Source organism: Streptomyces sp. NPDC005962 (assembly GCF_040629205.1).
Lineage (GTDB): Bacteria > Actinomycetota > Actinomycetes > Streptomycetales > Streptomycetaceae > Streptomyces.
Genome location: NZ_JBEXVE010000027.1, coordinates 26,034 through 40,995 on the forward strand (window position 1 = coordinate 26,034; position 14,962 = coordinate 40,995).

Annotated in this window: 14 protein-coding genes; 8 read left to right on the plus strand and 6 right to left on the minus strand. The window is 72.4% G+C overall.

Features of this window, described 5'->3' with window-relative positions; all coding sequences use genetic code 11:
* Positions 1-111 precede the first annotated feature (111 nt).
* Positions 112-1,302: an alpha/beta hydrolase gene (locus ABZ370_RS33450; RefSeq protein ID WP_358628586.1), complete on the plus strand. Its 1,191-nt coding sequence runs from the start codon at positions 112-114 to the stop codon at positions 1,300-1,302.
* A gap of 33 nt (positions 1,303-1,335) precedes the next feature.
* Here the strand turns inward: ABZ370_RS33450 and ABZ370_RS33455 are convergent, their stop codons facing one another.
* Together ABZ370_RS33455 and ABZ370_RS33460 are read right to left on the minus strand one after the other, a co-directional pair.
* Positions 1,336-2,391 (minus strand): aldo/keto reductase, encoded by a 1,056-nt coding sequence (locus tag ABZ370_RS33455; RefSeq protein ID WP_358628589.1) that lies wholly within the window; start codon positions 2,389-2,391, stop codon positions 1,336-1,338.
* Between the two features lie 25 nt (positions 2,392-2,416).
* Positions 2,417-2,911, minus strand: a complete 495-nt coding sequence (locus ABZ370_RS33460) for a MerR family transcriptional regulator (RefSeq protein WP_358628592.1) — start codon at positions 2,909-2,911, stop codon at positions 2,417-2,419.
* Between the two features lie 127 nt (positions 2,912-3,038).
* On the opposite strand from ABZ370_RS33460, the gene ABZ370_RS33465 reads away from it, so the two are divergent.
* Positions 3,039-3,851: a serine hydrolase domain-containing protein gene (locus ABZ370_RS33465; protein WP_358628595.1), complete on the plus strand. Its 813-nt coding sequence runs from the start codon at positions 3,039-3,041 to the stop codon at positions 3,849-3,851.
* Between the two features lie 61 nt (positions 3,852-3,912).
* Here the strand turns inward: ABZ370_RS33465 and ABZ370_RS33470 are convergent, their stop codons facing one another.
* Positions 3,913-4,581 (minus strand): pirin family protein, encoded by a 669-nt coding sequence (locus ABZ370_RS33470; RefSeq protein ID WP_358628598.1) that lies wholly within the window; start codon positions 4,579-4,581, stop codon positions 3,913-3,915.
* Positions 4,582-4,689: 108 nt separating this feature from the next.
* Here ABZ370_RS33470 and ABZ370_RS33475 point away from each other — a divergent pair, with 108 nt between their 5' ends.
* From ABZ370_RS33475 to fabF, 5 genes are all read left to right on the plus strand, one after another.
* Positions 4,690-5,874, plus strand: coding sequence for a helix-turn-helix domain-containing protein (locus ABZ370_RS33475; protein WP_358628601.1), 1,185 nt, complete (start codon positions 4,690-4,692; stop codon positions 5,872-5,874).
* 89 nt (positions 5,875-5,963) lie between these two features.
* Positions 5,964-6,923 (plus strand): ACP S-malonyltransferase, encoded by a 960-nt coding sequence (locus ABZ370_RS33480; protein ID WP_358628887.1) that lies wholly within the window; start codon positions 5,964-5,966, stop codon positions 6,921-6,923.
* Positions 6,924-6,944: 21 nt separating this feature from the next.
* The gene (locus ABZ370_RS33485) at positions 6,945-7,955 is read left to right on the plus strand and encodes a ketoacyl-ACP synthase III (RefSeq protein WP_358628603.1); all 1,011 of its coding nucleotides are present in this window, start codon (positions 6,945-6,947) and stop codon (positions 7,953-7,955) included.
* A gap of 82 nt (positions 7,956-8,037) precedes the next feature.
* The gene (locus tag ABZ370_RS33490) at positions 8,038-8,286 is read left to right on the plus strand and encodes an acyl carrier protein (protein WP_358628606.1); all 249 of its coding nucleotides are present in this window, start codon (positions 8,038-8,040) and stop codon (positions 8,284-8,286) included.
* A 70-nt stretch (positions 8,287-8,356) separates the two neighbouring features.
* A complete protein-coding gene (gene fabF, locus ABZ370_RS33495; protein WP_358628609.1) occupies positions 8,357-9,622 on the plus strand; it encodes a beta-ketoacyl-ACP synthase II in 1,266 nt (421 codons plus the stop codon).
* Positions 9,623-9,680: 58 nt separating this feature from the next.
* Here fabF and ABZ370_RS33500 read toward each other — a convergent pair whose 3' ends face one another.
* Positions 9,681-10,652 (minus strand): NAD(P)-dependent oxidoreductase, encoded by a 972-nt coding sequence (locus tag ABZ370_RS33500; RefSeq protein WP_358628612.1) that lies wholly within the window; start codon positions 10,650-10,652, stop codon positions 9,681-9,683.
* A 29-nt stretch (positions 10,653-10,681) separates the two neighbouring features.
* Positions 10,682-11,176 carry a DUF3145 domain-containing protein gene (locus tag ABZ370_RS33505; RefSeq protein ID WP_358628615.1) on the minus strand — a complete coding sequence of 165 codons (495 nt, stop codon included), beginning with the start codon at positions 11,174-11,176 and terminating at the stop codon, positions 10,682-10,684.
* Between the two features lie 326 nt (positions 11,177-11,502).
* Here ABZ370_RS33505 and ABZ370_RS33510 point away from each other — a divergent pair, with 326 nt between their 5' ends.
* Entirely contained in the window at positions 11,503-12,387 is an 885-nt protein-coding gene (locus ABZ370_RS33510) for an SGNH/GDSL hydrolase family protein (protein WP_358628618.1), read from the plus strand.
* Positions 12,388-12,401: 14 nt separating this feature from the next.
* On the opposite strand, the gene ABZ370_RS33515 is transcribed toward ABZ370_RS33510, so the two are convergent.
* Positions 12,402-14,942: a glycoside hydrolase family 3 C-terminal domain-containing protein gene (locus ABZ370_RS33515; protein ID WP_358628621.1), complete on the minus strand. Its 2,541-nt coding sequence runs from the start codon at positions 14,940-14,942 to the stop codon at positions 12,402-12,404.
* Positions 14,943-14,962 lie beyond the last annotated feature (20 nt).

Genomic DNA, 14,962 nt, shown 5'->3' on the forward strand with positions numbered 1-14,962 from the left:
GCACCCCCTACCCCGGTATGACATCCGACTTGGCACCGGGGGTTGACGCCCCGCAGGCCGTCCGCTCCCTACCTTTCCCTCGCCATCGAACGGAAGAGGGAACCCGCGGCCATGTCCCAGACGCTTCGCACCAGGCACTTCGCCCGACGCCTGATCACGGCCGCGCTCACCATCACCGTCATGGCGGGGACGGCCGGGTGGACCGTGGCGCACGAGGAGCAGGCCATCACGGGGCCGCCGCCGGGGACCGGGCGGTGGCTCGCCGATCACTCGCTGGGCGGGCGCGAGCTGCCGGACCCGGGAAGCACGTCGCCCGCCCGCATCGCCCGGTTCTTCGACGGGCTCGGCCACGCGCAGCGGCAGGCGCTGGTCATCCTCCATCCCGACGTCGTGGGCAACCTCGACGGGGCGCCGCTCGCGTTGCGTTTCGCGGCCAACGCGCGGGCCATCCGGGCCGCGCGGGACGCGGAGCGGACGGCGGACCCGGACAGCGCGCAGGCCGCGCGGTACGACGCGCTGCTCACGCCCGGGCGGCAGATCCTGGCCTTCGATCCGCGCGGCCGGGGACAGGTCGCCGAGGTGTACGGGGACCTGGCGACGGCGCGGCGGACCGCGGTCGTCGTACCCGGGTCGGACATCGATCTGGCCGACTTCGACCGTACCCACGACCGGTACGGCGCCCCCGCCGGGATGGCCAAGTCGCTGCGGGCGCAGCTGGCCCGGGACGCGCCGGGGACCCGTACCGCCGTGGTGGCGTGGGTGGGGTACACCACCCCGGTCGGGCTCGGCCCGGACGCGGCGACCGCCCGGCTGGCGAAGGCGGGGGCGCCCCGGCTGGACCGCTTCCTGGCCGGGCTGGCGGTGACCACGGCCGGGACCGCCGACGCGCCGCCCACCGTGTTCTGCCACAGCTACGGCTCGGTCGTGTGCGGGGCGGCGGCCGCCGCGATGGACCGCACCCGGGTGTCCGACCTGGTGGCGTTCGGCAGCCCCGGCATGGGCGTGGACGACGCCGGGGAGCTGGGCACGCAGGCGCGGGTGTGGGCGGCGCGGGACGGCTCCGACTGGATACGACGGGTGACCGGCTACGACTTCATGGGGCTGGGCCACGGCGAGGACCCCACGGCCTCCGCCTTCGGCGCCCGCGTCGTATCCGCCGACCACGCCGACGGCCACACCGGCTACTTCGCCCCGGGCACGGACTCCCTGCGCAACTTCGCGCGGATCGTCCTCGGCGACTTCGGGGCGGTGCGCTGCGGCCACCCCGAGCGGGGCGAGGACTGCCGTCATGACCTCGTATGACGCCGGGCGGTGCGCGGCGAAGACCGACGAGGCCTACGACGCCTCGCGGCCCTCGCTCGTCGGCGCCATGTTGGCGTAGCGCGCCCCCGCGACCTTGCCCGCGATCGGCTCCAGCGCGGCCAGCTCGGCCGCCGTCAGCTCGATCCGGACCGCGGCCGTGTTCTGCTCGATCCGGGAGCGGCTGCGCGTACCCGGGATCGGGATCACGGCCAGTCCGTGCACCCGGGCCCGCTGCTGCACCCAGGCCAGCGCGACCTGGGCGAGCGTCACGCCGCGCGCGGTGGCGATCTCGCGGATCGGGGTCAGCAGCGAGGCGTTCGCGGCCGCGTTGTCGCCCGTGAAGCGGGGCTGCTGACGGCGGAAGTCGTCGTCGGTCAGCTCCTGCTCCGCCTGTACGAAGGAGCCGGTCAGGAAGCCCCGGCCGAGCGGCGAGTACGGGACGAGGGCGACGCCCAGCTCATGGGCGGCGGCCACGACGCCGTTCTCCAGGTCGCGGCTGAACAGCGACCACTCCGACTGCACCGCCGCGATCGGGTGCACCGCGTGCGCCGCGCGCAGCTCGTCCGCCGTGACCTCGCTCAGCCCGAGATGCTTGACCTTCCCCTCGGCCACCAGCCCGGCCATCGCGCCGACGCTCTCCTCCAGCGGCACGTCGGGGTTGCGGCGGTGCATGTAGTACAGGTCGACATGGTCGACGCCGAGCCGCCGCAGGCTGCCCTCGATGGCCTCCCGGATGTACGCGGGGTCGTTGCGGATCTGCTGGCTGCCGAAAGGGTCGTCCTCGCTGCGCACGACGGAGAACTTGGTGGCCAGGGTGATCCGGTCCCGGTTGGCCCGGACGAACGGGGAGATGAACTCCTCGTTGCGGCCGAAGCCGTAGATATCGGCGGTGTCGAAGAGGGTGACGCCCAGGTCCAGGGCCCGGTCGAGGGTCGCCCGCGCCTCCCCCACGTCCTGTGTCGGACCGTACGCCCAGCTCATGCCCATGCAGCCGAGGCCCTGGACGCCGACCTGGGGACCGCCGGTGCCGAGGGCGACGGTCGGTATCGTCTCGTTGCTCGTGGTGCCGTTCTCCGCCTTCTCCGTCATCGGTCGTCTCTGCCTCTCTCGTCGCTTACGCCTTGTCCGGCAGCCGCCGGGCGTCGGCGTAGATGTTGATCTTGAAGTCGAGGACGTCGAGCGTGCTCTCCAGCTCGGCGATCCGTTCCCGGACGTTCGCGCGGTGCGCGGTCAGCAGTTCCTCGCGTTCGGCGAAGGTGTGCTCGCCCGCCCGTACCAGCTCGGCGTAGCGGACCATGTCCGCCACCGGCATCCCGGTCAGCCGCAGCTTGCCGACGAGGTCGAGCCAGTCCAGGTCGCGGTTGGTGAAGCGGCGCTGGCCGGTGTGGGTGCGGTCCACGTGCGGCATCAGCCCGATCCGCTCGTACCAGCGCAGGGTGTGCGCCGTGAGCCCGGTGTGCGCCGCGACCTCGCTGATCGTGTACCGGTCCTGGCCGGTCGGCCGGGGATGCGGACGGCGCCCCACGCACGAACGCGGCCTCGCCGACGCGGGAGCCCGCTCCACACCCCGCTTCAGGTCCTGCTTCAGGTCCTGCTCGATCACCGTCATGCCGATGCACCCTCTCGCTGTCGCCGATGCGCAAAGCCCCTCGACCACCTCAACGCTATGGACTTGGAGTGCACTCCAAGCAAGCGCGGATTTGGCGCAATCTTGGTCGGCGATAGGCTCGGGCCCCATGGAGAGCCTGCGGATGATCGAGAACTGGCCGGTCCCGACGGCGGCAGCCGCCGTCGTACGCGCGGACGGCACCGTGGCCGGATCGTACGGCCCGGTCGGCCACAGATTCCCGCTGGCCTCGGTGACCAAGCCGCTCGCCGCGTACGCGGCGCTGGTCGCGGTCGAGGAGGGCGCGGTCGAGCTGGACGAGGCAGCCGGGCCCGAGGGCGCCACGGTGCGCCATCTGCTCGCCCACACCTCCGGGCTCGCCTTCGACGAACACCGGACGGTCGCCGCGCCCGGCAACCGGCGGCTGTACTCCAACGCCGGGTTCGAGGTCCTCGGCGATCACATCGCCAAGGCGGCGGACATCCCCTTCGGGGAGTATCTGCGCCAGGCGGTCCTGGAGCCGCTGGGCATGACCTCGACCGAGCTGACCGGCTCGCCCGCCAAGGACGCCGTCTCGACCGTCGACGACCTCGTACGCTTCGCCGCCGAGCTGCAGGCCCCGCGGCTGCTGGCCCCCGGGACGGTCGCGGAGGCGACGTCCGTGGTGCACCCGGGGCTGACCGGGGTCCTGCCGGGGTACGGCCACCAGAAGCCGAACGACTGGGGGCTCGGCTTCGAGATACGCGACGGGAAGTCGCCGCACTGGACGGGAGCGTCGTCCTCACCCCGCACCTTCGGGCATTTCGGCCAGTCCGGGACGTTCCTCTGGGTGGACCCGGACGCGGCCGCGGCCTGCGTCACCCTGACGGACCGCGCGTTCGGCCCCTGGGCGATCGAAGCCTGGCCCCCACTGACCGACGCGATCCTGACCGAACTGCGCTAGGGGCCGGGCTCCGCCCCGGCCCGGCCGGACGAGGCCGACGAAGGACCGGGAAACGGCCGGGTCAGCCGAAGACCGGTTCTGCTCGCATCTCCCACACCAGCAGCTCCGCCGCGCCCACCGCGCGCGCCTCCGTGCCGTCCGTGTCCGTGAGGCGGGCCGCGTCGCCCGGGGTGAGCGTCTCGTCGCCCACGCGCACCTCGCCGCGGACCACGTGGGCGTACACCCACGGCGCGTCCGGGAGCGCGGTGCGCTCGTCCGCGGCGAGGCGGCGTACGTGGAGCACCGCGTCGGCGCGGGCCAGGGCGTACTGGGTGCCGTCGGCGATGCCGCGGACGACCTCGTACCCGGGCTCGGCGCCGACCGCGCCCGAGGCCAGCCACATCTGGACGAAGGTGAGCGGCGCCGCGGACTCGTTGCGCTCGGAGTGGCGCACGCCGCCGCCCGCGCTGAGCCGCTGGACGTCGCCGGGGCGGATCACGGTCCGGTGGCCGGTGGAGTCCTCGTGGGTGAGCTCGCCCTCGACGACCCAGGTCACGATCTCCAGATCGCGGTGCGGGTGTTCGGCGAAGCCCGCGCCGGGGGCGAGGTGCTCCTCGTTGCAGGCGACGAGGAGCCCGAACCGCACGTTGTCCGGGTCGTAGTGTCCAGAGAAGGAAAAGGCGTGGCGCGTCTCGACGCCCGCTCCGTCCCCGCCCCGATACCGTGCACCGGACCGCTGTACCCACATCATCCGGTCCACGGTAGTGCGCCCCGGACCGGACCGCTCCCACCCCCGTACCTACCCCCGCGTAGCCTCCCGCCCCCAGCGTTCACCATCCGATAAGGCAGTCTTGTCCTCGTGCCTGAACCAGCCGCGAATACCCCGCATCCGCACAGCGCCACCCTGCGACGTCTGGAGAAGTCGTCCGGGAAGCTCGCCGCCGCCGCCATCACGCGCATGGACGAGCAGCTGCCGTGGTACCGGGCGATGCCACCGGAGAACCGCTCGTGGATCGGACTGGTGGCGCAGGCGGGCATCGCGGCCTTCACGGAGTGGTTCCGGCATCCGGAAGCGCCACAGGCGATCAGCACCGACGTGTTCGGTACGGCGCCGCGCGAGCTGACCCGGGCGATCACGCTGCGGCAGACGGTGGAGATGGTCCGTACGACCATCGAGGTCATGGAGTCGGCGATCGGCGAGGTGGTCGCGCCGGGCGACGAGGCGGTGCTGCGCGAGGCGCTGCTGGTGTACGCGCGGGAGATCGCCTTCGCCACCGCCCAGGTGTACGCGCAGGCGGCCGAGGCGCGGGGCGCCTGGGACGCCCGGCTGGAGTCGCTGGTGGTGAACGCGGTGCTGTCCGGGGAGGCCGACGAGGGCGCGCTGTCCCGGGCGGCGGCGCTCGGCTGGGACTCGCCCGAGCACGTGTGCGTGGTCCTGGGGACGGCGCCCGAAGGGGACAGCGAGCTGACCGTGGAGGCGATCCGGCGGGCCTCCCGCCACGCCAAGCTGCAGGTGCTCACCGGGGTGCTCGGCAACCGGCTGGTGGTGGTGGCGGGCGGTACGGACAATCCGCTGCAGGCGGCGAAGGCGGTGATCGGACCGTTCGCGCAGGGCCCGGTGGTGGCCGGTCCGGTGGTGTCGGACCTGCTGGCCGCCACCCGCTCGGCGGCGGCCGCCGCGGCCGGTCTGAAGGCGTGCACGGCCTGGCCGGATGCCCCCCGTCCGGTCATTGCGGACGATCTGCTTCCGGAGCGCGCGATGGCCGGGGACCCGGCCGCCCGGGCGCAGTTGGTGGAGGAGATCTACAGACCGCTGGAGGAGGCGGGCTCCGCTCTCCTGGAAACGCTGAGTGTGTACCTGGAGCAGGCGAGCAGTCTGGAAGGCGCCGCGCGGATGCTCTTTGTTCACCCCAACACCGTGCGCTACCGGCTACGACGTGTGACCGACGTCACCGGATGGTCACCTAGTGACGTCCGGTCGGCCTTCACACTCCGGATAGCCCTGATCCTCGGCCGACTTGCCGATGGGGACATCTTTTCCTGACCCTTTGTGGGACCCCAACAATTCCCTTGACCGTTCTTCGTCCTTGTCCTCACGGGCGGGCGGGACCACCCACAAGAGAGAGTGTGAGAGTGCTCGTACTCGTCGCTCCCGGCCAGGGCGCCCAAAAGCCCGGCTTCCTGACCCCCTGGCTCGACCTCCCCGGCGTCACCGAACGCCTGCGGTGGTGGTCGGCCGTCTCCGGCCTGGACCTGGTCCACTACGGGACCGAGGCCGATGAGGACGAGATCCGCGACACCGCGGTGGCCCAGCCGCTGCTGGTGGCCGCCGGACTCGTCTCCACCCAGGCGCTGTTCGCCGACCTCCCGCACCGCGTCCAGGACGTGGTCGGCGCCGCCGCGGGCCACAGCGTGGGCGAGATCACCGCCGCCGCGACGACTGGTGTGCTGAGCCACGAGGCGGCCATGGTCCTGGTGCGCCGCCGCGGTCTGGCCATGGCCGAGGCCGCGAGCCGCACCGAGACCGGCATGGCCGCCATACTGGGTGGTGAGCAGGAGACCGTCGTCGCGCACCTCGACAAGCTCGGGCTGACCCCGGCCAACGTCAACGGCGCCGGACAGATCGTCGCCGCGGGCACCGCCGAGCAGCTGGCGGCGCTGGCCGAGGACAAGCCGGAGGGCGTGCGCCGCGTCGTCCCCCTGAAGGTGGCCGGCGCGTTCCACACCGACCACATGGCCCCGGCGGTGGCCACACTGGAGGACCTGGTCGCCGGTGTGCCGATCGCCGACCCGGGCACCGCGTACGTCTCCAACCGCGACGGTGAGGTCGTGGCGTCCGGCACCGAGGTGATCCGGCGCATGGTCGCCCAGGTGTCCAACCCGGTCCGCTGGGACCTGTGCATGGAGACGTTCCAGAAGCTGGGTGTCACCGCGATGATCGAGGTGGCGCCGGGCGGAACCCTCACCGGTATCGCCAAGCGGGCCCTGCCGGGCGTGGCGACGCTGGCCCTCAAGACTCCGGACGACCTCGACGCGGCACGCGCGCTGATCGCCGAGCACGCCGTACCTGCCGCCGACACCCCGGCCGTATAGCCGAATAGGAGTTCCGAGAGCATGACCGCGAAGATCAGGCCCAGCAAGGGCGCCGCGTACGCGCGCATTCTCGGCGTCGGCGGCTACCGCCCCACCCGGGTGGTGCCCAACGAGGAGATCCTCAAGCACATCGACTCCTCGGACGAGTGGATTCGCAGCCGTTCGGGCATCGCGACCCGTCACTGGGCCGGTCCGGACGAGACGGTCGCCCAGATGTCCGTCGAGGCGGGCGGGAAAGCCATCGCCGACGCGGGGCTGACGCCCGAGCAGATCGGCGCCGTGATCATCTCGACCGTCTCGCACTTCAAGCAGACCCCGGCGGTCGCCACCGAGATCGCCCATCTGCTGGGCACCGGCACGCCCGCCGCGTTCGACATCTCCGCGGGCTGCGCGGGCTTCGGCTACGGGCTGACCCTCGCCAAGAGCCTGGTCATCGATGGCACGGCGGAGCATGTGCTGGTCATCGGCGTCGAGCGGCTCTCGGACCTGACCGACCTGGAGGACCGGGCGACGGCGTTCCTGTTCGGCGACGGCGCGGGCGCCGTGGTCGTCGGCCCGTCCAAGGAGCCCGCGATCGGCCCGACCGTCTGGGGCTCGGAGGGCGACAAGTCCGACACCATCACCCAGACGCTGCCCTGGGACGTCTACCGCGACCACTCCACCGACGAGGTGCGCTACCCGGCGCTGCGCCAGGAGGGCCAGGCGGTCTTCCGCTGGGCGGTGTACGAGATGGCGAAGGTCGCCCAGCAGGCCCTGGACGAGGCGGGCATCAGCGCGGACGAGCTCGACGCGTTCATCCCCCACCAGGCCAACATGCGGATCATCGACTCGATGATCAAAACCCTCAAGCTGCCGGAGCACGTCACGGTCGCCCGTGACGTGGAGACCACCGGCAACACCTCCGCCGCCTCCATTCCGCTCGCCATGGAGCGGCTGTTGGCGACGGGGCAGGCGAAGAGCGGCGACACCGCGCTCGTCATCGGCTTCGGGGCGGGTCTCGTCTACGCAGCGACGGTCGTTACCCTCCCATAGGCTCTCTAGCCCAGATCCACGCAGCCCCGGACGAGTCGGGCGCTGCGCACCCACCGCAACACACCGAAGAAGGAGCGCCGCAATGGCCGCCACGCAGGAGCAGATCCTCGAAGGTCTCGCCGAGATCGTCAACGAGATCGCCGGTATCCCGGCCGAGGACGTCGCGCTGGAGAAGTCCTTCACCGACGACCTGGACGTCGACTCGCTGTCCATGGTCGAGGTCGTCGTCGCCGCCGAAGAGCGCTTCGACGTGAAGATCCCGGACGACGACGTCAAGAACCTGAAGACCGTCGGCGACGCCACCGACTACATCCTGAAGCACCAGGGCTGAACCGAGCGTCAGTCGCCACCCCCGCGGTGGCAGAGGTCCAGCACCTCCTACGTAGGAGTGAAGAATTCCTGTGAACTCGACCAATCGCACCGTGGTCGTCACCGGTGTTGGTGCCACGACGCCGCTGGGTGGCGACGCCTCATCGACCTGGGAAGCACTGATCGCCGGTCGCTCCGGCATCCGCCACCTGGAGCAGGACTGGGCAGCCGAGCTGCCGGTCCGGATCGCCGCGAGTATCGCGGTGGAACCGGGCACCGTCCTGCCTCGGCCTCAGGCGCGCAAGCTCGACCGGTCGGCGCAGTTCGCGCTGATCGCCGCCCGTGAGGCATGGGCCGACGCGGGCTTCACCGGCAAGGCCGGCGAGGACCCGTCGATCGACCCGGACCGGCTGGGCGCGGTCGTGGCCTCCGGTATCGGCGGCGTGACGACCCTGCTCGACCAGTACGACGTGCTGCGCGAGAAGGGGGTCCGCAAGGTCTCCCCGCACACCGTGCCGATGCTGATGCCCAACGGTCCGGCGGCCAACGTCGGCCTGGAGGTCGGCGCCCGGGCCGGTGTGCACACCCCGGTCAGCGCGTGTGCGTCCGGCGCCGAGGCCATCGGCTACGCCATCGAGATGATCCGCACCGGCCGCGCCGATGTGGTCGTCGCGGGCGGCACCGAGGCGTCGATCCACCCGCTGCCCATCGCCGCCTTCGGCAACATGATGGCGATGTCGAAGAACAACGACGATCCGCAGGGTGCCTCGCGCCCCTTCGACGTCAACCGCAACGGCTTCGTGATGGGCGAGGGCTCGGGCGTCATCGTCCTGGAGTCGGCGGAGCACGCCGCCGCGCGCGGCGCCCGGGTGTATGCGGAGGCTGTCGGCCAGGGCATCTCGGCCGACTCCCACCACATCACCCAGCCGGAGCCGTCCGGCAACGGCATCGCGCACGCGCTGCAGAACCTGCTGGAGAACAACGATCTGAAGCCCGCCGAGATCGCGCACATCAACGCGCACGCGACCTCGACGCCGCAGGGCGACGTGGCGGAGCTGAAGGCGCTGCGCAAGGTCTTCGGCGACGACGTGGACCACATGGCGGTCTCCGCCACCAAGTCCATGACGGGACATCTGCTGGGCGGCACCGGCGGTGTCGAGACGGTGGCCAGCGTGCTCGCGCTGTACCACCGGATCGCCCCGCCGACGATCAACATCGACGAGCTGGACCCGGAGGTGGACGGGGACATCGTGCGCGATGAGCCGCGGGCGCTGCCGGGCGAGGGGCCGATCGTCGCGCTGAACGACTCGTTCGGCTTCGGCGGCCACAACGTGGTGCTGGCCTTCCGTACGGTCTGAGGCAACACGGTATGCAGGGCGCGCTTCCGGCTCCGGCCGGGAGCGCGCCCTTCGTGTGTCAGCCCTGGCCGCTGCCGGACTCGCCCCCGTCGGACTCGCCCCCGTCGGACTCGCCGCCACCGGACTCACTGCCACCGGGCTCGCCGCCGTCGAAGCTGGCGAAGTACGAGGCGATCATGTCCTCGTCACCGTGGCCCTGTCCGACGGCCCGCCGGAACCGCTCCGCGCCCGCGGCCGCCAGGTCCAGCCGTACGCCGGACCGCTGCCCCGCCTCGACGATCAGCCGGGCGTCCTTCTCGGCGGTCCTGGCCGCGAAGCTGGGGTCGAGGTCGCCGCTCAGCAACTGGCCCGCCTTGGCGTGCAGATACCCGTTGTCCAGCGGCCCGCCCGCGATGGCGTCGAAGAAGCCCTGCGGCTCCACGCCCAGCCCCTTGGCGAGGGCGAGCGCTTCGGCGGTGCCGTGGGTGATGGCGAGAATCCAGCTGTTGATGACGAGCTTGAGCCGGGTGGCCGCGCCCTCCTCGCCGGCCTCGCCGACCCAGACCGTACGGCTGCCGATCGCGTCGAAGACCGGCGCCACGGCGGTGCGGGCGGAGGGCGGACCGGCGGCGAGGACCAGGAGCTGTCCGCTCTCGGCGGGCTGCTTGGTGCCGAGGACGGGCGAGTCGAGGAGGATCAGGTCCCGCTCGCGGGCGAACGCGGTGAGCGTGTCGAGCCCGTCCAGGCCCGCGGTGGTGGCCTGGGCCCACACGGTGCCGGGGCGCAGCGCGGGGGCGGCCCGGCGCATCGTCTCCAGGGCGGCGGGGCCGTCGTGCAGGATCGTCAGGACGACATCGGCGCCGTCCACGGCCTGCGCCGGGGTGTCGGTGACGCGTACGCCGTCGGAGTTGAGCGGTTCGGCCTTGGCGCGGGTGCGGTTCCACGCGCGGACGTCGAGTCCGGCGCGGGCGAGGTTACGGGCCATACCGGAGCCCATGATGCCGGTGCCGAGGACCGCGACGGAGGTCGCTGCCGGGAGTTGTTCGGTCATCTCGTCACGGTGTCATGCGGACGAGAGGTTCACACGACCTGGTGCAGCCAGCGGACCGGGGCGCCTTCACCCGCGTAGCGGAACGGCTCCAGCTCGTCGTCCCAGGGCTTGCCGAGCAACTTGGCGATCTCCGCGTGCAGATCGCCCTCGCCCCGGGCGGAGCGGGCCAGCGCGGCGCGCAGCCGGTCCTCGGGGATCAGGATGTCGCCGTGCATACCGGTGACGGCGTGGAAGATGCCCAGTTCGGGGGTGGCGCTGTAGCGCTCGCCCTCGGCGGTGGCGCAGGGCTCGGCGGTCACCTCGAAGCGCAGCAGATGCCAGCCGCGCAGCGCGGAGGCCAGCTTGGAGGCCGTGCCGACCTGGCCCTGCCAGGAGAACTCGGCGCGCCATGTGCCGTTGGCGGCGGGCTGTTTGATCCAGTCGAGGCTGACACGCACACCGAGTACGCCCGCGATGGCCCATTCGACGTGCGGGCACAGCGCGCGCGGAGCGGAGTGCACATACAGAACTCCACGTGTCGTCACCGAGGCCTCCTGTGCGGTTCGAGGTGCGCCTTCCCCAGCGGCCTCGTGCCCGTACCGGTCACGCCCGGGACAGCACACGACATTCTGCCCCAATGATCACCCTCGCACCAGTCCCGAGGTTACCTGCGGTGAAATTTATCGGGCAGAATTCTCTAGAAAAGGGACAGGAAGTGACGCAGCGTAATGTGACGGTATCGCAACGCGCTTCATGGTGCTGGGCTGGTGCCCAACTGCCACAAGAAAAACGTACCGCGCGGACCGGCCACAGGAGTGACGTACCGTCGGTACCGGATAGTTATCACCCAGCAGTCGGAGGGGGAACAGCCATGCGGGCCAGCGCACCACGGCGGAAGCAGCGGACCACTGTGCGCACGGGTGTCGCCCTGCTCACGACAGCCGCCATCATGAGCACGGCGGGCTGTTTCGGCAGCTCCGACGACCCCTCCCGGAACGGGCCGAGCCGGGGCGGCAGGAACCACGCCGAGGGCCCGGCGTGGAACACCCGCCCCAGCTCCATCGCCTCCCTGGGCGACTCCATCACCCGGGGCTTCGACGCCTGCTCGGTGCTCTCCGACTGCCCCAAGGTCTCCTGGTCCACCGGCAGCGATGTGAACAGCCTCGCCCAGCGGCTGCGCTCGGGCGGGCGCAGCTGGAACTACGCCAAGACCGGCGCGGTCATGGCCGATCTGCCCGGCCAGATGCAGGCGGCCGCCGTGCGCAAGCCGCAGCTGGTGACCGTGATGATCGGCTCCAACGACGCCTGCCGGAACTCGGTCGCCGATATGACCTCCATCGACGAGTTCCGCTCCACCTTCGCCTCGGCCCTCACCCGGCTGCGCCGCGAGGTGCCGAAGACGCAGGTGTACGTCGCGAGCGTGCCGGACCTGAAGCGGCTGTGGTCGGAGGGGCGGAAGAACGTGCTGGGGCGGCAGATCTGGAAGCTGGGCCTGTGCCCGTCGATGCTGAAGGACTCCGACGCGATGGACGCGGCCTCGACGGAGCGGCGGCAGCAGGTGGACGAGCGGGTGGACGACTACAACCAGGTGCTGAAGGACGTATGCGGGAAGGACCCGCTGTGCCGGTACGACGACGCGGTGCACAACTACCGCTTCACCGAGCGCGAGTTGAGCAAGTGGGACTGGTTCCATCCCAGCAAGGCGGGCCAGCAGCGGCTGGCCGCGATGGCCTACCGCCGCATCACCAGCCCCTAGGCACTGGGCACCTCTCAGGACACGTCCACGCGTGACGTGAGGCGGAGGTCGGCCACGCTGCGGCCCGCCTCCGCCGTGTACGGGCCCGGGAGCAGCCGCCAGGCGTCCGCCTCCTCGTCCCAGATCTCCGCCGCGCGGCGACGCACCGGGATCGCCACCTCCGCCGTCTCCCCCGGACCGGCCTCCACGGTCGCGAAGCCCGCCAGGCACCGGGCGGGGCGGTCCTCCGCGGCGGCCACGGAGCCGCCGGGCGGCGGGGCCAGATAGAGCTGGACCACTTCCCGGCCCGGCCGGGGGCCCACGTTCCGCACCCGGACCGTGACCGTGCCCAGATCGCCGGCGGAGTCGCCCGTGGGGTCGCCCGCGTCGCTCGCGGGGGTGAAGTCCGCCACCTCGTAAGCCCAGTCGGTGTAGCCGAGCCCATGTCCGAACCAGTACGCCGGGGCGGCCCCCTCCTGCCGCTCCCAGGCCCGGTAGCCGATGAAGACGCCCTCGTCGTAGGAGAGTTGCCCGGCGCAGGGCGCCACCCGGCTCACCGGCGCGTCCGTCAGCCGGACCGGCCAGGTGGTCGGGAGGCGGCCGCCCGGCTCCTCGGCGCCGAGGAGGACGTCCGCGAGGGCGGCGCCCGCCTCCTGGCCCGGGAACCAGCCGAGGAGGACCGCGGCGACATCGTCACGCCACGGCATCTCCACGGGTGAGCCCGCGTTGACGACCACGACGGTCGGGGTGCCGGTGGCGGCGACTCGGCGGACCAGCTCGTCCTGGCGGCCCGGCAGCCGCAGGTCCGTACGGTCGAAGCCCTCGCTCTCGACGCTCTCCGTGGTCGCGACCACGACCACGGCGGTGTCGGCGGCGGCGGCCGCCGCGACGGCCTCCTCGATCAGCTCCCGCGGATCGCGCTCCGGGGCACGGTGCACCAGGCTGAAGCAGACGGCCTGCCAGTTCATCTCGTCCGACTTGGCGACCGTGCTGGTGAGGCTGACCTCGACCGGTTCGCCCGCCGTCAGCCCGGCCTGCCCGCGCGGTACGGGCGAGCCGAAGAAGGCCTCGAACGGGTCGTCGGCCTCCTCCATGGCCTGGTGCCCGTCGAAGAGCACCTCGCCGCCGACGACGAGCCGGAAGCCGCCCAGCCCCCGGGTGCCGAAGGAGTGCGCGCCGCTCTCGCGCGGGGTGAAGGTGCCGGTGACCTCGACGGTGTGCAGCTCCTCGAAGGCGACCCCGTCGGGGAAGTCGCCGAGCCACTGCACCTGCCCGCTGGGCAGCCGGGACTCGCCCAGCACCCGCCCGTCCTCGGCCCGGACGACGGCGCGCAGCGCGAAGCCCTGCCCGGCGGGGGCGAGTTCGTCGGTGGGGTCGGCCCCCACGGCGTAGGTGAGCGGGACATCGGCGGGCAGCGCGGCGCGCAGCCCGTCCAGCGGGGAGACCACATGGTCGGGGAAGACCAGCGCCGAGCCGCCGCCGAGCACCCGGGCGTCCCGGGCGGCGGCGCCGAGGAGCGCCAGGGACCTTATGCCGGAGGGTCCGCCCGGGGTGAGCGGCAACGCCCGCGCCCCGCTGTCCCCGGGTGGCTCGTTCCGCAGCAGGACGAAGGAGCGCCGGGCGATCTCGCGGGCGAGCGCGTCGCCGTCGATCGGCCCGGGGCGGTCGGCGGGGGCGACGGCGGGCTCCGCGCCGTCCAGGACGCCGACCCGGGCGGCCAGGGTCAGCACCCGCCGCACCGCGTCGTCGACGGCCGACTCGGCCACCCGGCCGTCGCGGACGGCGGCGGCCAGCGCCTCGCCGTAGACGGTCTCCGGGCCGGGCATCGCGACGTCGAGCCCGCCCGCCATCCCCCCGGCGGTGTCGCGGGCGGCCGTCCAGTCGGAGACGATGAAGCCGTCGAACCCCCACTCGCCGCGCAGCACGCCCTGCTGGAGGGCGCGGTGCTCCGTCATCGTGGCGCCGTTGACCCCGTTGTAGGCGGCCATGACGCCCCACGGGCGGGCGTCCTTGACGATGGCTTCGAAGGGCGCGAGATACAGCTCGCGCAGCGCCCGCGCGCCCACCTGGTTGTCGACGGTGAAGCGCTCGGTCTCCGCGTCGTTGGCGACGAAGTGCTTGACGGTGGTGCCCACCCCGCCGTCCTGGACGCCGCGCACATAGCCGGTGCCGATCGCGCCGGTGAGATACGGGTCCTCGCTGTACGCCTCGAAGTGACGGCCGCCCAGCGGGGAGCGGTGCAGATTCACGGTCGGGGCGAGCAGCACATGCACCCCCTTGCGCCGCGCCTCCTGGGCCAGCAGCCGCCCCGCGCGGCGGGCCAGCGCCGGGTCCCAGGTGGCGGCGAGAGCGGTGGGGCTGGGCAGGGCGATGGAGGGGTCGTCGGCGGTCCAGCGCACACCCCGTACGCCGATCGGGCCGTCCGACATCACCAGGGAGCGCAGGCCGATGGCGGGGACGGCGGGCAGGGACCACATGTCCTGACCGGCGAGCAGCTGAGCCTTGGTGTCCAGATCGAGCGCGCCGAGGGCCTTCTCGACCACACCGCTCACGCCCGCACTGATCGCATCTGCCACGACTCGGCCTCCTCAACGGG